This window comes from Roseateles sp. GW821-FHT03B02 (genome assembly GCF_059421025.1).
The window spans coordinates 1153094-1172360 of record NZ_JBWKUV010000001.1; the positions used below are offsets into that span (position 1 = coordinate 1153094).

The 19267-nt window shown below is 69.4% G+C and carries 18 protein-coding genes; 13 read left to right on the top strand and 5 right to left on the bottom strand.

The features are described from left to right. The 5 genes from AC07VX_RS05110 to AC07VX_RS05130 are packed head-to-tail and all read left to right on the top strand — an operon-like array spanning position 1 to position 3463. Complete coding sequence (locus AC07VX_RS05110) at positions 1 to 972, top strand: fumarylacetoacetate hydrolase family protein (RefSeq protein ID WP_493162756.1); 972 nt, start codon at positions 1 to 3, stop codon at positions 970 to 972. Beyond that, a complete protein-coding gene (locus AC07VX_RS05115; protein ID WP_493183866.1) occupies positions 969 to 1163 on the top strand; it encodes a hypothetical protein in 195 nt (64 codons plus the stop codon). The genes AC07VX_RS05110 and AC07VX_RS05115 overlap by 4 nt, the downstream gene beginning before the upstream one ends. Then, positions 1160 to 1741 carry a cupin domain-containing protein gene (locus AC07VX_RS05120; RefSeq protein ID WP_493162755.1) on the top strand — a complete coding sequence of 194 codons (582 nt, stop codon included), beginning with the start codon at positions 1160 to 1162 and terminating at the stop codon, positions 1739 to 1741. The genes AC07VX_RS05115 and AC07VX_RS05120 overlap by 4 nt, the downstream gene beginning before the upstream one ends. Continuing rightward, positions 1738 to 2502, top strand: coding sequence for an SDR family NAD(P)-dependent oxidoreductase (locus AC07VX_RS05125; protein WP_493162754.1), 765 nt, complete (start codon positions 1738 to 1740; stop codon positions 2500 to 2502). Before AC07VX_RS05120 ends, AC07VX_RS05125 begins: the two co-directional genes overlap by 4 nt. A gap of 16 nt (positions 2503 to 2518) precedes the next feature. Beyond that, a complete protein-coding gene (locus tag AC07VX_RS05130) occupies positions 2519 to 3463 on the top strand; it encodes an NAD-dependent epimerase/dehydratase family protein (RefSeq protein WP_493183867.1) in 945 nt (314 codons plus the stop codon). Positions 3464 to 3584: 121 nt separating this feature from the next. On the opposite strand, the gene AC07VX_RS05135 is transcribed toward AC07VX_RS05130, so the two are convergent. Beyond that, positions 3585 to 6356 (bottom strand): TonB-dependent receptor, encoded by a 2772-nt coding sequence (locus tag AC07VX_RS05135; protein ID WP_493162752.1) that lies wholly within the window; start codon positions 6354 to 6356, stop codon positions 3585 to 3587. A gap of 248 nt (positions 6357 to 6604) precedes the next feature. On the opposite strand from AC07VX_RS05135, the gene AC07VX_RS05140 reads away from it, so the two are divergent. The 7 genes from AC07VX_RS05140 (at position 6605) to AC07VX_RS05170 (ending at position 15189) form a co-directional block, all read left to right on the top strand. After that, positions 6605 to 7831 (top strand): cyanophycinase, encoded by a 1227-nt coding sequence (locus AC07VX_RS05140; RefSeq protein ID WP_493162751.1) that lies wholly within the window; start codon positions 6605 to 6607, stop codon positions 7829 to 7831. A 26-nt stretch (positions 7832 to 7857) separates the two neighbouring features. Continuing rightward, positions 7858 to 8976, top strand: a complete 1119-nt coding sequence (locus tag AC07VX_RS05145) for a succinylglutamate desuccinylase/aspartoacylase family protein (protein WP_493162750.1) — start codon at positions 7858 to 7860, stop codon at positions 8974 to 8976. Then, positions 8973 to 10361: a YfcC family protein gene (locus tag AC07VX_RS05150; RefSeq protein ID WP_493162749.1), complete on the top strand. Its 1389-nt coding sequence runs from the start codon at positions 8973 to 8975 to the stop codon at positions 10359 to 10361. The genes AC07VX_RS05145 and AC07VX_RS05150 overlap by 4 nt, the downstream gene beginning before the upstream one ends. A gap of 16 nt (positions 10362 to 10377) precedes the next feature. Continuing rightward, positions 10378 to 11373 carry a GlxA family transcriptional regulator gene (locus AC07VX_RS05155; RefSeq protein ID WP_493162748.1) on the top strand — a complete coding sequence of 332 codons (996 nt, stop codon included), beginning with the start codon at positions 10378 to 10380 and terminating at the stop codon, positions 11371 to 11373. Continuing rightward, entirely contained in the window at positions 11370 to 12389 is a 1020-nt protein-coding gene (locus tag AC07VX_RS05160; RefSeq protein WP_493162747.1) for an arginine N-succinyltransferase, read from the top strand. Before AC07VX_RS05155 ends, AC07VX_RS05160 begins: the two co-directional genes overlap by 4 nt. Then, a complete protein-coding gene (locus AC07VX_RS05165; RefSeq protein WP_493162746.1) occupies positions 12386 to 13051 on the top strand; it encodes an arginine N-succinyltransferase in 666 nt (221 codons plus the stop codon). Before AC07VX_RS05160 ends, AC07VX_RS05165 begins: the two co-directional genes overlap by 4 nt. A 263-nt stretch (positions 13052 to 13314) precedes the next feature. Beyond that, entirely contained in the window at positions 13315 to 15189 is a 1875-nt protein-coding gene (locus AC07VX_RS05170) for a phosphoenolpyruvate carboxykinase (GTP) (RefSeq protein WP_493162745.1), read from the top strand. Positions 15190 to 15254: 65 nt separating this feature from the next. Here the strand turns inward: AC07VX_RS05170 and AC07VX_RS05175 are convergent, their stop codons facing one another. Continuing rightward, positions 15255 to 17018, bottom strand: coding sequence for a pectate lyase-like domain-containing protein (locus AC07VX_RS05175; RefSeq protein WP_493162744.1), 1764 nt, complete (start codon positions 17016 to 17018; stop codon positions 15255 to 15257). A gap of 161 nt (positions 17019 to 17179) precedes the next feature. Here AC07VX_RS05175 and AC07VX_RS05180 point away from each other — a divergent pair, with 161 nt between their 5' ends. Further along, positions 17180 to 17470: a hypothetical protein gene (locus AC07VX_RS05180; protein ID WP_493162743.1), complete on the top strand. Its 291-nt coding sequence runs from the start codon at positions 17180 to 17182 to the stop codon at positions 17468 to 17470. On the opposite strand, the gene AC07VX_RS05185 is transcribed toward AC07VX_RS05180, so the two are convergent. The 3 genes from AC07VX_RS05185 to AC07VX_RS05195 are packed head-to-tail and all read right to left on the bottom strand — an operon-like array spanning position 17467 to position 19133. Then, positions 17467 to 18009, bottom strand: a complete 543-nt coding sequence (locus tag AC07VX_RS05185) for a DUF924 family protein (RefSeq protein ID WP_493162742.1) — start codon at positions 18007 to 18009, stop codon at positions 17467 to 17469. The two genes, AC07VX_RS05180 and AC07VX_RS05185, sit on opposite strands and share 4 nt — an antisense overlap. Further along, entirely contained in the window at positions 18006 to 18227 is a 222-nt protein-coding gene (locus AC07VX_RS05190) for a hypothetical protein (protein WP_493162741.1), read from the bottom strand. The genes AC07VX_RS05185 and AC07VX_RS05190 overlap by 4 nt, the downstream gene beginning before the upstream one ends. Before the next feature lie 42 nt (positions 18228 to 18269). Next, positions 18270 to 19133: a hypothetical protein gene (locus tag AC07VX_RS05195; RefSeq protein ID WP_493162740.1), complete on the bottom strand. Its 864-nt coding sequence runs from the start codon at positions 19131 to 19133 to the stop codon at positions 18270 to 18272. Positions 19134 to 19267 lie beyond the last annotated feature (134 nt).

Consider the following 19267-nt stretch of genomic DNA (forward strand, 5'->3'; position numbering starts at 1 on the left):
GTGAGACTCGCCACCCTCAACGACGGCAGCCTGGACGGCCGCCTCATCCTCGTGTCGCGCGACGGACGCCACGCCACCACCGCGCCAGCGCCGACGCTGATCGGCGCGCTGCAGAACTGGGCGAAGGTCGAGCCCGCGCTGCGCGCCTGCGCGGCCGCCCTCGAAGCCGGCCGGGCCGCCACCTTCGACTTCGACCCGCAACGCTGCGGAGCGCCCTTGCCGCGCAGCCCGCAATGGCTGGACGGCTCGGCCTTCTTGAACCATGGCCGGCTGATGGAGACGGCCTTCGGCACGCCGCCCATTCCCGACTTCGACACCGTGCCGGTGATGTACCAGGGCGCCAGCGACGACTTCCTCGGCCCGCACGCCGACGTGCCGCTGCCTGCCGAGGCTGACGGCATCGACTTCGAGGGCGAGTTCGGCGTCATCGTCGACGAGGTGCCCCTGGGCGCCAGCCCCGAACAGGCCTTGGCCGCCGTGCGCATCGTGGTGCAGCTCAACGACTGGAGCCTGCGCGCGCTGGGCCAGCGCGAGGTGCGCACCGGCTTCGGCTTTCTGCAGGCCAAGCCGTCCACCGCCTTCGCGCCGCTGGCGGTCACGCCCGACGAACTCGGCGACGCCTGGGAGGGTGGCCGCCTGCGCCTGCGCCTGCACATCGAATGGAACGGCGAGCGCTTCGGCGAACCCTCGGCCGCGCCCATGAGCTTCCACTTCGGCCAGCTCGTCGCGCATGCCGCGCGCACGCGCCGGCTCAAGGCCGGCACCGTCGTCGGCTCGGGCACGGTCTCCAATGTCGAACGCGCCGCGGGCTCGGCCTGCATCGCCGAGCGCCGCATGATCGAGAAGATCGACCTCGGCGAGATCCGCACCGGCTTCATGCGCTTCGGCGACCGTGTGCGCATGGAGGCCCGTTGCGAGGCCGGCGGCACCGCGCCCTTCGGCGTGCTGGACCAGCGGGTGGTGCGCGCATGACCCGCCTCATCAGCCTGGGCGGCGCGCTGGCCGCCGTTTCGACTGCTCTCGATGGCGGGCCCTGTCTGGTGCTGGACGAGCCCCAACGGCAACGCCCAGTGTCCGGCACCCCCAAGCACGGCCCCGATGTGGCGCCGGCCAACGCGGCCGTCCCCGTGCCACCACCAGCGATGCCGAGGAACTCGTCGTGACGCTGCCGCCCATCCACCGCGTCGTCACCGGCCACGACGCCGACGGCCGCGCCGTCGTCACCAGCGACGGCCCGCTGCCGACGGTCGTCGAGCTGCAGGCCATCCCCGGCACCGTCTTCCACGAGGTCTGGGCCACCAGCGGCACGCCGGTGCGTGTCGACAACGGCCCCGACCCCACCCTGGGCCCGCTGATGCTGCCACCGCCCGCGCAGGGCACGCGGCTGCGCTTCGTCGACATCCCGCCCGACACCGCCGACTTCCTCGCCGACGGCGCCGCGCGCATGCAGGCGGCCTTCGGTCAGATCGGCGATGCCGGCGCGTCCACCGTCACCGCCAACTCGCCCCACCCGCTGATGCACCGCACCGAATCGGTGGACTACGGCGTCGTCATCGATGGCGAGATGACGCTGGTGCTGGACGAAGGCGAGGTGCTGCTGCGGCCCGGCAGCGTCGTCGTGCAGCGCGGCAGCAACCACGCCTGGGCCAACCGCTCGGGCCGCGTCTGCCGCATGTTGTTCGTGCTGGTGGACGGCCGCTACGAGCCCGACCTCGCGGCGGCTCTGGCGCGGCGCGCATGACGGCCGGGCTGTTCGACCTCGGCGGGCGCAGCGCCCTCGTCACCGGCGCCGCCCAGGGCCTGGGCCTGGCGATCGCTGGCGCGCTGGCAGCGCACGGCGCCCGCGTCATCGTCTCGGACCGCGACGCCCGGGCCTGTGAGCGAACCGCCACCGCACTGCGCACCCACGGTCATGAAGTGCAAGGGCTGGCGGCCGACCTCGGCGCACCCGACCAGATCGACGCGCTGTGTCGCGCGGCGGGCGATGTCGATGTGCTGGTCTGCAACGCCGGCATTCAGGGACCGGCAGGCCCGCTGGCCACGGCCAGCGACGACGACTGGCAGCAGGTGCTGGACATCAACCTGCGCGCGTCAGCCCGGCTGTGCTCGGCCCTGCTGCCCGGCATGGCCCGGCGCGGCGGGGGCAGCGCCATCCTGATGTCCAGCATTGCGGGTCTGCGTGGCAATCGCTCCATCGGCCTCTACGGCCTGTCCAAGGCCGCCCTGGCCCAACTGGCGCGCAACCTCGCCGTCGAATGGGGGCCGCAAGGCGTGCGCGTCAACGCCGTGTCGCCCGGCCTGATCCGCACGCCGCTGGCCACCGGCCTGCTACAGGAAGCGGACTTCATGGCGCGCCGCCTTCAGGCGACGCCGCTGCGCCGGATCGGCGAACCCGACGAGGTGGCGGGCGTCGTCGTCATGCTGGCCAGCGCTGCGGGCGCATTCATCACCGGGCAGAACCTGGTGGTGGACGGCGGCACCATGATTTCGGATGGCAGCTGACGCGATGACCGCCGGCATGCGTCTGCTGATCACGGGAGCCAACGGCTTCATCGGTCGTGCGCTGCTGGAGCGCCTGCTTTCCGACGGCCTGGGCGGCCGCCCCGTCAGCAGCATCGTCGCTTCAGATCTGGCATTGGACGGCTTGCCCATTGATGCCCGCATCCGGCCCGTGGCTGGATCGATCGCCGACGCAGGTGTGCTGGAGCGTGCGTTGGCCGCGCCCGTCGATGCCGTCTTCCATCTCGCCAGCGTCCCGGGCGGCGCCGCAGAGCGGGCACCCAACCCGGCCCGCTGCGTCAACCTCGACGCCACCTTGCGGCTCGTCGACCTGCTGCGCGCGCAGGGGGGAGCGCCGCGTCTCGTCTTCGCCAGCACCGTGGCGGTCTATGGCGACCCCTTGCCAGCCTGGGTCGACGACGGCACGCCGGTTCAGCCCGCCCTGAGCTATGGCGCCCACAAGCTGGCCGCCGAAGTGCTGCTGGCCGACGCAGATCGGCGCGGCTGGGTGCAGGCCTGCTCGCTGCGCCTGCCGGGCATCGTCGCGCGCCCCGGCGATGGCGCCGGCCTGATGTCGGCCTTCATGAGCCAGTTGTTCTGGAAGCTGCGGGACGGCGAGCCTTTGGTTCTGCCGGTGAGCGCCGATGGCACCGCCTGGTGGCTGTCGGTGCAGGCCTGCGTCGACGACTTGCTGCTGGCCGCTTGCATCGAAACAGCCCGCATCGGCCCTCGCCGCGTGGTGCAGGTGCCCGCCCTGCACTTGTCGATGCAGCAGGTCATCGACGCACTGACACAGGTATGTGGCCCAGGGCGTGACGCACTGGTCAGCTTTGTTCCGCAGGCAGAGGTGCAGCAGCTCTTCGCCAGCTACCCACCACTGCGGACACCGGCAGCCGATTCGCTGGGGTTCAAGCACGACGGCAATGCCGTTGAACTGGCCAGAAGAGCCTTGGGTACGGGGTAGGTCAGGACGTGGCTCGCGACCGACGGCATTCCAGCCGGCACGGTGCGACATGGGGCAGGGCCAGCATGAAGCGGCGGCGGGGGGAAGCCGCCCTTGCGAACACACCCGCCGCCACAGTGCGTCAGCGAAGCGTGTAGCTCAGGCTGACGAAATAGCTGCGGCCTCGCGGATCGCCGTACGTCGGATCCCAGGTGACCTGGAAGTAGCGCGACTGATTGGTGAAGGGTGGCGCCGTGTCAGCAAGGTTCAGCACGCCCGCTCGCAGCCGCAGTTCAGGCGTGAAGCGATAGCTTCCCGTCAGGTCCCACAGCGCATAGGCCTTCACGTCGCGGTCGTTCCACTCCGGCGCGGCCAGGCCGGGTGTGTTCTGGTCACGGTAGCCGGACAGGTAGGTGTTCGCCACCGTCAATCCGAAGGCGCCGAGGTCCCAGTCCACGTTGAGCTTGTGGCGCCACCGCTGCACGGCCTTGTCGTCGCGAAAGCGTGCCAGGCCGTCGACCATGGGCGAGCGCGGGTCAGTGTTGAACTTGTACTCGGTGATCAACGTGCCCGCCACGCTGGCGCCAAAGCGCCCGTAGGCGGTGTTCTCGCCGCGCCAGATTAGCGCCACGTCGACGCCCGAGGTGTTGAGCTTGCCCCGGTTCTCCTTCCTGACCGTGACCGTGTCGACGAAGCCGTCGGAGAAGCGCTTCACGATGGTCGGGTCGTTGTAGTAAACCGGGTTGGTGAAGATGGTCTCCTCCCCGATTTCCGAAATGATGTCGGTCTTTCGGATGGCCCAGTAGTCGACGCTGCCGTTCCAGTTGCGAGAGGGCTCGAACACCACGCCCAGGTTGAACTGCCTGGACTTCTCCGGCTTGAGGCCGGCGTTGGAGTAGCGGTCCACCGCCATCTGCGCCACCTCACCGGACACCGGGTCCTTCACGAAGCTGGCCGTGATGCCGTTGCGCACCGGGCGGAACAGTTCCGAGACCGTGGGAGCGCGGAATCCGGTGCCGAAGGAGGCGCGCGTCAGCAACGTTCGGTCGGGGCGGAAGCTCAAGCCGATCTTGGGATTGGTGGTGCTTAGCCTGGGCGAGGTGGACTTTGTCGCCTCGTCGTCGATGCCGTCGTAGCGGTCGTGCCGAATGGCGAACTGACCTTCCCACTGCTTGGTGAAGGGCGCACTCAGTTCGGCGAACGCTCCCATCACGTTTCGGTGGTGGTGGGTGTCGGCCAGCAAGGGACCCGAGCTGGAGCGGTCGTTGTTGACGTCGTTGCTCTTCAACGCGTCGGTGGCGCGGAACTTCAGCGTCTCGCGGCGCAGCTCGGCGCCCACGGCCAGCATCAGATCGCCCCCCTCCAGGGCCGCCAGCACGCGGGTCAGCTTGCCATCGAGGCTGGTGCTGCTGCCCTCGGCCACGCGGGCGGCACCGTCGATGCGGACGGAGTTCATGAAGGCGCGGCCCGCGCCCGGATCGGTGGCGCGCTGGAAGGGGTTGTACTGCCCGGCCTTGATGCCGGCTTCCAGCTTGCTGATCGAGACCCAGCCGTCCAGGTTGGTGTCGGTGGCCTTGTTGACGCTGTGGTTCAGGGCGGCGTCGTAGTCCCACTCGCCGAACCGGCCCACGGCACCGGCGACGACGCGTGTAGCTTCGCTCTCGACACGGCTGACGCGCTTGCCGGCGTCCTCCAGCCGGAAGCGGAAGTCGACGGGGCCGGTGACGCCGGTCACGGCCTGCAGCGCGGCCGGCAGCGTGATGCCCGCCGAGGCGCGGAAACGGGCGGTGGCCGGCGAGGCGGAGTAGTCGGTGTCCGTCCTGGCGAACAGGGCTTCGAGGAACACCTGGTGCTCGTCGGCGACCTGGAAGGTGGCGCGGCCGATGACACTGGCCTTGTCCGACTTCGGGTAGATCTCGGAGCCGGCCACATAGTCGTAGGAGCAGCCCTCACGTCCTCCCAGGCCCAGCGGCTGGACCGAATTCGGGTTGAGACCACCGGTGCAGGAGGCCTTCCCGAAGTTCACGCGACGCGAGCCGGAGTTGACCCCGCCCGGGTTCCAGGTGCCGTTGGCATTGGAGCCCTTGAGTGCCGTGTTGGGGTTGGCCAGCACAAAGGCGTTCAAAGCGCTCAGCTGGGCCGAGCTGAGGTCGACGTTGGCCGGAAAGCTGTTGCTCGAGGTCTGCGGCGGCAGTCGCGTGGGCAGGCTGTACTCCTGGATGAAAGCACGCTGGCTGGCGTCAAGAGATTCCAGTTGCTGCACATCCAGCGCCGCGAACACGTTGAAGCGGTCCTTGACCATGTCGCCGAAGCCGCCGGAGGCACTGAACGTGGTCTTGCCGGCACCGCCCTCGTGCGTACGCAACGCGTAAGCGGTCAGATCGGCACCCCGGTAGTCCTTGCGGGTGATGAAGTTGATGACACCGCCCATGGCATCGGTGCCGTAGATGGCCGAGGCACCGTCCTTGAGCACCTCCACGCGCTGGATCGCGCCGGCCGGGATGTTGTTGAGGTCCACGCCCGCGTTGTCACCAGGGCTGGCGAAGTTGGCCAGCCGACGACCGTTCAGCAGGACCAGCGTGCTGGACACGCCCAGGCCGCGCAAGTTGGCCCCGTTGAAGCCGCGCTGGGCGCCGGACTGGTCGGAGATGCTGGCGCCGTCGGTCAGGCCGCCAACGTTGGCCGTGATCTTCTGCAGCAGCTCGGCGGCCGTCGTCACACCGGCCTTGTCGATGTCGCCCCGCTTGATGACGTCCACCGGCAGCACGGCCTCGCCGTCGATGCGCTTGATGCTTGAGCCGGTGATCTCCACCCGCTCAAGCGTCTGTGCCTGGACAGTGGTGGAAACCGCTGTGACGGTGAGCAGCGCGGCGTGGGCCAGCGTGTGCAGGGAGAAGGAGCGGGCTGGGGTCATGGAGGCCTCGGTTGGATGGCGGTGAGTGAATGCCAGTCAGGTTAGGGAGCCAGCTCGCGACTTGCCTATGGGGTTTCAGCGCGCCGGTCGCTTCGGCGCAAATGCGCGTCGCTTCTCGGCAAGCACGTTGCGCGGCTTCACCACGCGCTTGCGTCGAAGCGACATGCAATTGCGTCCGAGGTGCACGGCACACCGATGCGGAGCCCAACCCTGTGGCCGCCGCGCGAGGCCGCTGCCAACATGGCTGCATGAGTTTTGCGAAACCCCTCTTGCTCGCAGCGCTGTGCTGCGCCGTTGCGGCCCACGCGGGTACCGCCATCGTCATTGGTGGCGCGCTGAAGACGGACAACGACACCGTCTGGCAGCGCGTCGTCGACGAGGCCGGAGGCCCGGGCGCACGCATCGCCGTGTTCGCCACGGCAGCAGCCAACCCCGAGCGCAGTGGCGCGCAGATCGTGGCGGCGCTGAACCGGCGCGGCGCCCGCGCCCAGGCGATTCCGATCGCCCCGAAGCTCAAGGAGGTCGACCTCGCGGCCAACTTGGCCGATACGTCGCTCATTGCCCAGGTTGCGGCCTCGCAGGCCGTTTTCTTCTCGGGCGGGGCCCAGGAGCTCATCGTCGACACGCTGCAGCCCGACGGCCAGCCCACGGCGATGCTGAACGCCATTCGCCAAGTATTCGACCGCGGCGGCGTGGTGGCCGGCACCAGCGCCGGCGCGGCCGTCATGAGCCGCCAGATGTTCCGTGACGCGCAGGACAACCATGCCATTCTGAAAGGCCGCTGGCGCGAGCGCCACGAGTACGACCGTGGTCTGGGCTTTGTAGGCCCCGACCTCTTCATCGACCAGCATTTCCTCAAGCGCGGCCGCATCGGTCGCATGCTGCCGGCCATGCGGGCCCTCGGTTACCACCTGGGCCTGGGTGTGGAGGAGGACTCCGCCATCGTCGTGAAGAGCAACAGCGTCGAGGTCATCGGCGCACGCGGCGCGCTGCTGGTGGACTTGCGCGAAGCCAGCAGCGATGCGCGCGTGCCGCATTTCAACCTGCGAGGCGCCAAGCTGAGCTACTTGGACCGTGGCGACCGCCACGACCTGAAGACCGGCGTCACCACACCGGCCACGCACAAGCTGCGCGAGTCACCCATCGACCCCGCTGCCAGCGACTACAAACCCTACCTCCCGGCCGGCGGCTACTTCCTCGACATGCTGGGTGACGGCGCGATCGTCACGGCCATGGCCCAGTTGCTGGACGGCCCTGCGCCCGAGGTGCGTGGGCTGGCGTACCAGATGCAGCCGCAAGCCGGCGATCCCGCCCCTGACGTCGGCTTTGAGTTCCGGCTCTACAAGGGGCTCGGCCTGATCGGCTGGTTCAGCGGCGCCTTGGGCGGCGAGGACTACACCGTGCTGAACGCCCGCCTCGACGTCCAGCCGGTTCGCATCGCCGCACCGCTGCTGACGCCCCTGTCCACCCCCTGACGCCAGACCGCCCCGCCACCATCTCGATGCGAACCCACCTCCACGACCTGCCGGCCGCCAGCGCCGGCACCCGGCGCCAACTGCGCAGCCTGCACTTCGGCCACGGCGAATCCGGCCGCAAGGCCTACCTCCAGGCCTCGCTGCACGCCGATGAAGTGCCGCCCATGCTCGTCGCGCAGGCGCTCATGCAGCGTCTGCAAGCGCTGGAGGCGGCAGGCGCGATTGCCGGCGAGATCGTCCTCGTGCCCATGGCCAATCCGATCGGGCTCTCCCAGGAGCTGCAAGGAGCGGCCTTCGGTCGCTTCGATCTCGCGACCGGCCTCAACTTCAACCGGCAGTTCAGGCACCTGACCGCAGCGTTGCTGCCGGCTGTCGAGTCGCAGCTGAGCGCCGACGCGTTCACCAATACCCGTGTCATCCGTGCCGCCAGCGCCGCGCTGCTGGCCGACTGGCAGCCCGCCAGCGAGGCGCAAGCGCTGAAGCGTCTGCTGCAGACGCTGGCGATGGAGGCCGACCTCGTGCTGGACCTGCATTGCGACAACCAGGCCGTCATTCACGTCTACACGGGCACGCCACAGGCCGCCGCCTGCGCGCCGCTGGCCGGCTACCTGGGTGCACAGGCGCTGCTGTTCGCCGACGTGGCCGGAGACAACCCTTTCGACGAAGCGGTCTCGCGCATCTGGTGGGAGCTCGCCACGCACTTCGAAGGGCGTTTTCCCATCAACCCCTTGGGCTGTCTGGCCGCAACGGTCGAGCTACGCGGGGAGACCGAGGTGTCGCACGCGCTGGCCGCGCAGGACGCAGATGCACTGGTGGCCTTCCTGCAACACGCCGGCCACATCGCAGGCACGCCGCCGCCGGTGCCGCCATGCTGCGACGCCACACCGTTGCAGGGCGTTGAGCCCGTGACGGCGCCGACCCATGGCGTCATCGTCTTTGCCAAGGCGCCCGGCGACTGGGTGGAGGCCGGCGACCTGGTGGCCGAGCTGATCGACCCCATGACCGACGCGTGCACGCCGCTGCACGCCAGTGTCAGGGGCCGCTGCTTCGCCCGTACCGAGCGCCGCCATGCCAGCCGTGGCATGCGGCTGATGAAGATCGCCGGGTCCACACCCATCCGCAGCGGCAAGCTGCTGTCGCCATGAAGCCACGTCTGCCCAACGCCTTCGTGCTGCTGCTGGCTCTGCTGGCCGTGATCGCGCTTGCCACCTGGGTGTTGCCCGGCGGCAGGTTCGAGACCGAGCTGGTCAATGGCAAGCAGTTGGTCATCGCCGGCAGCTTTCACGCGGCGCCGTCGCGGCCGCAAGGCCTCGCGGCCTTCCTGACCGCACCCATCAAGGGCTTTGTCGAGGCATCTCTCATCATTGGCTTCGTGCTCATCGTGGGCGGCGCGTTCTCGGTGCTGCAGAAAACCGAAGCCATCGACGCGATGATCAAAGCCGTGGCCCGTGCGCACGGCCGCTCTGCCCTGGTACGCGCCGGGGTGATCCCTGGGCTTGTCACGCTGTTCTCGCTGGGCGGCGCCAGCTTCGGCATGGCCGAGGAGGCCATTCCCTTCGTGCTCATCTTCATTCCGCTGGCGCTGGCGCTCCGTCTGGATTCGCTGACCGGCGTGGCCATCCCCTTTGTCGGCTCCCAGGTCGGGTTTGCGACGGCCTTCCTGAATCCCTTCAACGTGGGCGTGGCCCAGTCAATCGCGGGCGTACCGATGTTCTCGGGAATCGGGTACCGGATCGTCTGCTGGTGCATCGCCACGGGCCTGACCATCGCCTTCCTGATGTGGTGGGCGGCCCGCATCCGCCGCCAACCCACACTGAGCCCCAGCTACGCGCTGGACCAGGAGCGCCGGCTCAGGCTGGACCTGGCCAGCTTCGACAGCTTTGCCGGCATGACCGGCAGGCAACGGTGCGTGCTCTGGCTGTTCGCCGCGACGCTGGTGGGCATGATTTTCGGCGTCGTGCGCCGGGGTTGGTACATCGAGGAGATTGCCGCGCTGTTCCTCGTCATGGCCGTGGCGGTGGGGCTGGTCGGGCGGCTGTCGGCCGACGACATGGTGGCGGCCTTCCTGCACGGCGCCCGTGACCTTGTCGGCACAGCGCTGGTCATCGCGCTGGCCAAGGCCACCGTCATCCTGATGCGCGAGGGCCAGATCATCGACACGCTGCTGCACGCGCTCGCGCCGCTGGTGGGCTCCGACAACCCCATGTTCGCCGCGCAGAAGATGTTCCTGATCCAGTCGGTCATCAACTTCTTCATCCACTCGGGAACGGGCCAGGCCGCCCTGACCATGCCCCTGATGGCGCCGCTGGCGGACCTGATCGGCATCACGCGACAGACGGCAGTGCTGGCCTTCCAGTTCGGAGAGCTGACGACAGCGGTGATCCCGACGTCGGGGATCACCGTGGGGGTACTGGCACTGTCGCGCGTGCCCTACGGCACCTGGGTGCGCTGGATGCTGCCGCTGCAGGCGGCCTACCTGGTCATGGCCCTGGCCCTGCTCGCCGTGGCCGCCGGGTTGCAGTGGTCGTGACGGCCACAATCCGCCCATGAATGCCGCTCCGTTGCGCCGCGTCGGCCTGGTGCTTCAGCCCGGGTTCTCGGCGCTGACGCTGGCCGGCGTGGTGGACGCGCTCACTGCCGTCAACTTGCTGCAGACGGATGCCGTGTACCGCAGCGACTGCCTCTCCGCAACGGGAGACCTCGTGCCCGCAGCGGGAACCCAACTGCACGTTCTCACCCGCCCCTGGAGCACCACCGCGGCCTGGCACGCCGTCTTCGTCATCAGCGCCGAGGCGGCTCCCGTCGACGAGCTGTTGTCGACGCAGCTCAAGACCTGGTCCATGCAAGGGGCGGTGCTGGCCGGCGTCGACGCCGGTGCCGCTGCGCTGGCCGCGGCCGGCCTGCTCGACGGCCAGCGCGCCTGCGCGGACTGGGCCCGGCTGGATGGCCTGGTCGCCACCCATCCCGCCGTCGCCTGGGCCAATGGTCTGTGGGAGATGTCAGTGGACGGCTTGCGACTCAGCTGCGCCGGCGGCACCGCAAGCCTCGACCTGTGTTGCGCCTGGCTGGCGGCTCAGCACGGTGAACGGGTGGGCCACGAACTCGTACAGGCCCTCGGCCTCAAAGGGCTGCGGCCACGCGATGAACGCCAGCGCGCCGGATACAGCGAGCAGCGTGGCGCCGGCAGCGCCACGCTCGCCGAGGCACTGGCGCTGATGGAAGCCAACCTCGCCGAGCCGTTACCCACCGAGGAGGTGGCACAGCTGGTGGGCGTGTCGCGCCGCCAGCTGGAGAGACTCTTCAAGCGGCACCTCGACACACTACCCTCGCGCCACTACCTGGCCCTGCGCCTGGCCCGCGCCCAGCGGCTGCTGCGGCAGAGCAGCCAGTCCATCCTGCAAATCGGCCTGAGCAGCGGCTTTTCGTCCGGGCCGCATTTCTCCAACACGTACAAAGCCCATTTCGGCCATACGCCGCGCGACGAGCGCAGTCGACGCGCGCTGGCTTGGCGCAGCGGCCCGCCCTCGGGAGACCTGACATGAACCATTTGCTGCTGCGCCCCGTGGCGCCGGGCGATCTGGCTGACCTTCACCGCATGGCTGCGGCCAGCGCCGATGCGATCAGCTCACTGCCGAACGACCCCGCCAAGCTGCGCCGCCGCATCGAGGCATCGCAGCAGGCCTTCGCCAGCCTCGACGATGCCAGCGGCGAGGAAACCTACCTCTTCGTGCTCGAGGACCGCGCGGCCGGCCGGCTGGTCGGTTGCTCCGGCATCGCGGCCAGTGCCGGTTTCTTCGACCGTTTCTACAGCTATCGCAACGAATTCGTCGTGCATGCCAGTGCGGCGCTGGGTGTCTCCCAACGCATGCACACGCTGCACCTGTGCCACGACCTGACGGGTAGTACGCTGATGACCTCGTTCTATCTCGAGCCCGAGTACGAGGACGGGCCCGCAGCGCAGTTGCTCAGCCGCGCGCGGCTGCTCTTCATCCAGGCCAATGCGGAACGTTTCTCCAGCCGGATCGCCGCCGAGAGCCCCGGCGTCGTCGGTCCGGCCGGGCAGAGCCCCTTCTGGGACGCTGTCGGCCGGCGCTTCTTCGGCATGGACTACCCGGAAGCCGAAGCCGTCATCGGCGGCCGCAGCCGGGCCTGCATTGCCGAGCTGATGCCGCCATCGCCGGTCTACGTTGCGCTGTTGCCAGAGACCGCCCAATGGGCCATCGGTCAGCTTCATCCGGTGGGCGAGCTGCCGTTCTCCATCCTTCAGGACGAGGGTTTCGACGCCGACACCTACGTAGACATCTTTGACGGTGGCCCCACGGCGGAAGCCCAGCTGACGTCGTTGCGCAGCGTCCGGCTCGCCCGCGACGTGGCCGTGGCGGAGGCGAGCAGCGGACCACGCCAATGGAAACTGCTGGTCCGGCCGACACGCGCCAGCTTTGGCGCAACGCTGGCGGAGGTCGGCGACGCCGTAGCACCTGCCGAGGTGCAAGTGCTGGGCGCTCGCCTGGGCGAACGCTTGCTGTCAACGCCCTTGAGACCCGAGGAGAGCGCATGAGCCATCTCATCACCACCCGCGAGTCCGAAGGCTGGCGCCTCGCCCTGTCCGACGGGGCGGCTTCGTTGCTGCTGGTGCCGCGGCTGGGCCTGCGCTTGCCGCGCTACCACTTCCACCTGGGCCGCGTGGTGCATGCCGCGCAGGAGCTGGATTTGTTCAGCGTGCAAGGCACGCTGCTGCTGTGCAACGATCACACAGGCCATGCGGAGCTGACAGAACTGAAGGTCGCCTCAGGGCTTTCGGCGGCTGAACAGGCAAGCGCGCTAGTGCAAATCGTCAACGCCGCTCAAGCCCTGATCCGGGAGCGTCCGGCTGACTTTGGCGACTGGCTGGTGGCCGAACTACCAGGCTGGCGAGATGAGCGAGGCGCATCGCCGTTCTGGCAAGCCCTGGGCGCTCGCTTCTACGCCGGCGACCCGCACCAGGAACTCGCGAAATTGGGCGATGCGTGGTGCAGCCACCTGGCAGCCCTGCTCCCACGCCAGACCGTCTATCTGTCCTTCCTGGGCGAGGCGGCACAAGCCCAGGTGGCGCAAGCACACGACAAGGCCATGCCCTTGCTGGCCGCCTTGAAGGCCACCGGCTTTCAGCCGCCAACGCACGTACGCATCGACGACGGTGGGCCGGTGTTGGCATGGCGTGTGCCAGCACATGCTGCTTAGTGCTCGTGCTTCCGAAGCTTGCGACGCCAAAGTTGCGTCAAATTACACGCACTCTTCGCGCAAACCCTAGTGCCACTTCGCGAGACGCGTGAGCCCCTGGCCCGCGCCCGCATGGCGTTATTCCGGTTTTGCATGACCCCACCGATCCCGGTGGTTACGGCGTGATTACATTGGATTCGACAATCCGCCTCCCGGGTTTCGGTGTGCTTGGGCCAGCTCGTGGCAGCTGCCCCAAACACATTCCCATGATCGGAGCTATCACCATGAACCAACCCGTGATGCAGGGCCTGCGCCTGAGCCTGCCCGCCTATGTGAAACACGCCCGGCTGATCGCCTGGGTCGCCGAGATCGCAGCACTGACCGAGGCGGCCGACGTCTACTGGTGCGACGGCAGCGCCGACGAGTATCAGCGCCTGTGCGAGCAGCTGGTCGCCGCCGGTACCTTCAAGAAACTCAACCCCGCGCTGCGCCCCGGCAGCTACCTGGCCAACTCCGACCCCAGCGACGTGGCTCGCGTGGAGGACCGCACCTTCATCTGCTCCGCCAAGAAGGAAGACGCCGGCCCCACCAACAACTGGATGGCCCCGGCCGAGATGCGCGACCTGCTGCAGACCGGCGACAAGGCCCTCTTCAAGGGTTGCATGCGCGGCCGCACGCTTTACGTGGTGCCGTTCAGCATGGGCCCGCTGGGCAGCCCCATCGCCCACATCGGCGTGGAGCTGAGCGACAGCCCTTACGTGGCCGTCAACATGCGCACGATGACGCGCATGGGCCGCGCCGTCATCGAGCTGCTGGGCACCGATGGCGACTTCGTGCCCTGCGTGCACACCGTGGGCGCACCGCTCGCTGAAGGCCAGGCCGACGTCTCCTGGCCCTGCAACCCCACCAAGTACATCGTCCACTACCCCGAGACGCGCGAGATCTGGAGCTACGGCTCGGGCTACGGCGGCAACGCGCTGCTGGGCAAGAAGTGCTTCGCGCTGCGCATCGCCTCCACCATGGGCCGCGACCAGGGCTGGCTGGCCGAGCACATGCTGGTGCTGGGCGTGGAGAACCCGGCCGGCAAGAAATACCACGTCGCCGCCGCCTTCCCGAGCGCCTGCGGCAAGACCAATTTCGCGATGCTGATCCCGCCCAAGGCCTTCGCCGGCTGGAAGATCACCACCATCGGCGACGACATCGCCTGGATCAAGCCGCATGCCGACGGCAAGCTCTACGCCATCAACCCCGAGGCCGGCTATTTCGGCGTGGCGCCGGGCACCAACTCGCACACCAACCCGAACTGCATGGCCAGCCTGGCGCGCGACGTGATCTTCACGAACGTGGCGCTGACGGACGACGGCGACGTGTGGTGGGAAGGCATGACCGACACCCCGCCGGCCCACGCCATCGACTGGCAGGGCAAGGACTGGACGCCTGCCATCGCGAAGGAAACCGGCGCCAAGGCCGCCCACCCCAACGCCCGCTTCACCGTGGCCGCCACCAACAACCCGGCGCTGGACCCGGCCTGGGACGACCCCGCCGGCGTGGCGATCGACGCCTTCATCTTCGGCGGCCGCCGCTCCACCACCGTGCCGCTGGTGACCGAGGCGCGTGACTGGACCGAGGGCGTCTACATGGCCGCCACCATGGGCAGCGAGACCACCGCCGCCGCCGCCGGCCAGCAGGGCGTGGTGCGCCGCGACCCGTTCGCGATGCTGCCCTTCATGGGCTACAACATGAGCGACTACTTCCAGCACTGGCTGGACCTGGGCGCCAGACTGCAGGCCGCGGGCGCGAAGCTGCCCGCCATCTACTGCGTCAACTGGTTCCGCAAGGGCGCCGACGGCAAGTTCGTCTGGCCCGGCTACGGCGAGAACATGCGCGTGCTGAAGTGGATGCTGGACCGCCTGGAAGGCCAGGGCGGCGGCGAGGAACATGTCTTCGGCGTCACGCCCGGCTACGGCGACCTGAACTGGGACGGCCTGGACTTCTCGCAGCAGCAGTTCGACACCGTCACCCGCATCGACGCCGCCGAGTGGCATGCCGAGATGAAGCTGCATGACGAGCTGTTCGCGCAGCTCGCCCACCACCTGCCCGCCGCGCTGCCCGCCGTCAAGGCGCGCATCGAAGAGCGCCTCACGAAAGAGGTCGGCTGACCTTGTTCCCTTGACCTTTCCGGTGACACCTTGAACGGGCGCCCAGGGGCGCCCGCTTTTTTTGTCTAGGGATAGGTCTTCAGCGTCGCCGTGTTGCTGCCACCCTGGCAGCGCGCCGGCTCTCCCGCGTCGTTGATGACGTGCTCGATGCTGCCCTTGTCCACCAGGCAGACGGTGATCATGTGGTGGAAGCGCACGCCCGGCGCCCGGGGCGCCTCGATGGCCCGGTCCAGCACCACGTCGGGCTTCAGAAACACGCTGTAGACGCCCAGGCCCCAGGCCTCGTGGCGGGTCACGGCGGGGTCGACCTGGTAGGCCGCATGGCCACGGCCCGTGGCGCTCGTCCATTCGGCTTGCGTCGGCGGGTCGTAGGGGATCTCGGACTGGTAGAAGTAGACCCGCCCGCCGTTGCCGCGCCAGACGACCTGCGCCTTTTGGAAATGCTCGACGAAGAGGCCGTAGATGGTGACGTCCTCGCCGTTCACCCACAGTCCGTGGGCCGAGGGGTTGCTGGTCCAGCCCACGCCCGTGCCATGGTCGGCGCGCCAGAGCCAGGTGTGGTCCACCAGCGTGTCGTGGGCGTTGATGCGCAGCGCCGTCGTCACCTGCCCCGGCGCCGCGCCGCCGATGCGGAAGAACACGTCGTGCAGCGCGATGGGATCGGCCTTGTGGCGTCTCCTGCTGCCCTCGGGGCCCACCTCCATCAGCACGCCGGAGTCCTGCCGGCCGGCATCCAGGAACAGGCCCGCGATCGTCAGGCCGTCGACGTCCGCCGTCTTCACCAGCGGCTGGCCGTTGTCCGAGCGCAGCGTCGGGAAGCCGATGCCCAGCACCACCGTGCCGGGGCGGCGGATCTGCAGCGTCTCGGTCAGCAGGTACTCGCCCGGCGTCAGCAGCAGATGCCTGCCGGCGGCCAACTGGGCGTTCATCGCCGCCGCCGTGTCGCCCGGCCGGGCGATGAAGAAGCGGCCGATCGGCAGCGTCCTGCCAGGCGCGGCGGTGCCGTTCGCCCAGGACACGCCCACGCTGTCCCGGCGCAGCGCCGGCACGCGCACCGCGTAGTTCCCCTTCGCGTCGATGAAGAGGTAGGGCTTCTCGCGCACCAGCGGCGTCTTCTCGACCTGGGTGTAGCGCCGGCCCGGCGTCGGGAACTCGCCGGCCGGGGGGTTGGGCACCCCGACGAAGACCATGTTCCAGTTCGAACCCGTCCAGCTGCCCCATTCGCTGTTGCGCGACAGCCATTGCTGCTGGGTCGCCGAGTTGACCTGGCCGTCCACCCGCACGTCGGAGAACCAGCCGCCGCTGGCCCAGCCGTTGTTCTGGTTGAGCCGGATGTTGCCGCGCACATGCATGCGCCGGAACGGGATGGCCTGGGACACGGCCCACTGCATCGTGTTGTCGCCGATGCCCAGCGTCGGCGTCACCGCGAAGTTCTCGGCGCCGCGCCAGAAGTTCTGCGTCGCGTTGTCGTTGTCCAGCAGGGCCGTGGAGCGCAGATCACCGATGACGTGGACGTCGTCCGGACGGGCACCCAGCCCCAGCACTTGCGTGAAGAAGCCGACCGGGATGCGCAGGCCCGGGTAGGTGCCCGGCTTGAGCAGGATGGCATCGCGGCGCGGCCCGAAATGGTTGGGCTGCTGGGCCGCGTAGACCTCGTCGATGCGCTGCTGCAGGCCCGGCGTGGCGGGGTCCAGGACATGGACGTTGGGGCCGAAGTCAGGCTGGTCGGCCGCCGCGGCCGGCACGGCCAGGCCCGCAGCCAGCGCGCCGCCGGCCATCGCTCGCAACGCTGCGGCCCCGAAGCGGCCGGATCCTGTCTTGCACTGCATGTCTCGTCCTCGCCAGGCGGCTGGCTGTCGTTGTTTGGAATCGGTTCCAATTTGCGGATTGGATCACGCCATGGACCGCCCGGCTTTCAGGGTTATTCCGGCGCCCGCGGCGCACAATCGCCAGACCAGTGCAGCCTTTGCAAAGGCGAGGAGGCCACAAGATGAACCAAGGCTTCGGACATGAAATGCCGGCCCGGCATGCCCAGCAGGAACACCGCCGGGTGTCCCGCTACCTGATCGTCATCGCATCCAGCGCCGGCCCCGTCGCCAAGCTCTTTCTCGACAGCCGGGAGCAGGCGGGCGAATTCGACGCCGGCACCGAGGAAGTCGCCGTCATGACGCGCAGCGCCTCATCGTCACAGGGCGCCGGCGGCGCTGAATGGGACAAGGCGCTCGCCGGCCACAGCGCCGAGGAGCGCGCCGCTGCGATGGTCTACCTGCTGGACGTCTAGAAGCTCGACCCCGGCTGGGTCAGGAAGACTGCTTCCTGCGGCGTCGACACGCGGCCGAGGACGGCGTTGCGGTGCGGGTAGCGCCCGAAACGGTCGACGATGGCCTTGTGCCTGAGCTCGAACTCGTGCGTGTGCTGCGGCGCGCGCTCGCGCATCAGCGGCTCGGCCGCCGCGTGGATGGCCGCGGACTCGCTGTGCATGAAGGGCATGTAGAGGAAGGCCCGCCGCTCGACGGGCAGCTGCAGATCAGCACCCGCGCCGACGGCCTCCTGCGCAAGCGCGAGCGCCAACGGGTCGGCGGCGAAGGCCAGCGCGGTGCCGCGATGGAGGTTGCGCGCGAACTGGTCCAGCACGATGACCTCGGCCAGCCGGCCCTCGGGCGTGGCGCGCCAGGCAAACAGCTCGCAGCGCCTGGCCTGCTCGTGCAGCGCGGCGAAGCGGCTGCGGACGAGCTCGTCGAAGGCCGGATCGACCTTCCACCACTGCGCGGGCTGCGTCTCCTGGAACCAGAAGCGCAGGACGTCCTCGGCCCTACTCACCCCTTGCGCCCGCCGAACACCAGCAGCAGGCCGCCCACCGCGATGGCGCCCACGCCCAGCCAGACCGGCAGGTTGACCTCCTCCTTCTGCTTGGCCGACAACTCCAGCGGCCCCAGCTTCACGACGGTACTGTCCTTGGTGTAGCTGAAGCCGCCGGTGGCCAGGCTGACGGTGCCGGCGATGAGAAGGAGCACGCCGACGATCTTGGTGAAGTTCATGGCTGGCCGAACGCTGGTGAATGAAGCGCCCAGCTTAGGCCATCACCAGGCGTAGCTCGCCCCCAGCAACCCGTAGTTCACGCTCCCGCCCTGCGGCCCGCGGCTGCGGCCGATGCCGGGGGTGAGGGTCCAGCCCGCGCCGGCATCGACGGCCGCCTTCATCTGCACGCTGCGCAGGTCGCCGCCGCCGTGCAGGCGGTCCTGCCTTACCTCGCCGTTGAGCGCCACCAGGTCGCTGGCGCGCCAGGTCGCACCGAGCTGGTGGCTGCGGTCCAGCGCCGCCTCGTCGCGGTTGACGGCCGAGATGCGGCTGTCCAGCAGCGGCACGCCGGCCAGCAGGCCGCCGCCGGTCGCCGCCTGCGTGGTGGTGGTGTAGCGGCTGTGCATCGTCGCGCCGTAGACGCTCAGGCGCGGGGTCACCGCGGCGGCGGCATGCAGGCCGACGCCATGCCCCCTGGCCCGCTGCTCGACCGGCGCGCCACCGACCGCGCCGCGCGTGCGCGCCGTGCGCCGGGCCACGTCGACACCGACGCTGGCGCCCTCCGCCGGCCGCCAGTCGGCCGCCGCGCCCCAGTCGGTCTGGCGCAGCGCGTCGCCATCGCGGCGCTGGCCGGCGTTCACGCTGGCCTGCCAGGCGCTGCCGGCCACGCCGGCGCCCACCGACAGCTGCCGGGGCCGGTAGGTTGCGCCACCGTTCGCGTCGCGGCTGCGCGACTGGCCGACGCCGGCCTGCACCCAGGCACGCTGTCCCACCGGCAGGCTGAGGGCCGCCGCGGCGCTCTGGTTGCGCTGGCCGTCGCGCTGCACGGCGAGGTTCAACGCACGCCTGTCGGCGTTGGGCGCGGGCCCCTCGGCCTGGGCGAGGCCGGTGAGCAGCAGGGCGGCGAAGACGAGGTTGGCTTTCATGGACGGACGGGTTCCGGGATGAAGGCCGGCCGATCCGGCCCTTTCACCTCGACAACGCCGCCCGGGCCGGATTCCTTCCCGCGCCGGTGTAACCAGTCGCAGCACACCGCATACTCGCGCCACCCACTCACCCG

Coding starts and splice junctions, on each gene's coding strand:
- AC07VX_RS05130 (WP_493183867.1), top strand. CDS start 2,519: ATGCGTCTGCTGATCACGGGAGCCAACGGCTTCATCGGTCGTGCGCTG.
- AC07VX_RS05115 (WP_493183866.1), top strand. CDS start 969: ATGACCCGCCTCATCAGCCTGGGCGGCGCGCTGGCCGCCGTTTCGACT.
- AC07VX_RS05190 (WP_493162741.1), bottom strand. CDS start 18,227: ATGAACTTCACCAAGATCGTCGGCGTGCTCCTTCTCATCGCCGGCACC.
- AC07VX_RS05125 (WP_493162754.1), top strand. CDS start 1,738: ATGACGGCCGGGCTGTTCGACCTCGGCGGGCGCAGCGCCCTCGTCACC.
- AC07VX_RS05170 (WP_493162745.1), top strand. CDS start 13,315: ATGAACCAACCCGTGATGCAGGGCCTGCGCCTGAGCCTGCCCGCCTAT.
- AC07VX_RS05155 (WP_493162748.1), top strand. CDS start 10,378: ATGAATGCCGCTCCGTTGCGCCGCGTCGGCCTGGTGCTTCAGCCCGGG.
- AC07VX_RS05180 (WP_493162743.1), top strand. CDS start 17,180: ATGAACCAAGGCTTCGGACATGAAATGCCGGCCCGGCATGCCCAGCAG.
- AC07VX_RS05160 (WP_493162747.1), top strand. CDS start 11,370: ATGAACCATTTGCTGCTGCGCCCCGTGGCGCCGGGCGATCTGGCTGAC.
- AC07VX_RS05145 (WP_493162750.1), top strand. CDS start 7,858: ATGCGAACCCACCTCCACGACCTGCCGGCCGCCAGCGCCGGCACCCGG.
- AC07VX_RS05165 (WP_493162746.1), top strand. CDS start 12,386: ATGAGCCATCTCATCACCACCCGCGAGTCCGAAGGCTGGCGCCTCGCC.
- AC07VX_RS05175 (WP_493162744.1), bottom strand. CDS start 17,018: ATGCAGTGCAAGACAGGATCCGGCCGCTTCGGGGCCGCAGCGTTGCGA.
- AC07VX_RS05140 (WP_493162751.1), top strand. CDS start 6,605: ATGAGTTTTGCGAAACCCCTCTTGCTCGCAGCGCTGTGCTGCGCCGTT.
- AC07VX_RS05195 (WP_493162740.1), bottom strand. CDS start 19,133: ATGAAAGCCAACCTCGTCTTCGCCGCCCTGCTGCTCACCGGCCTCGCC.
- AC07VX_RS05150 (WP_493162749.1), top strand. CDS start 8,973: ATGAAGCCACGTCTGCCCAACGCCTTCGTGCTGCTGCTGGCTCTGCTG.
- AC07VX_RS05135 (WP_493162752.1), bottom strand. CDS start 6,356: ATGACCCCAGCCCGCTCCTTCTCCCTGCACACGCTGGCCCACGCCGCG.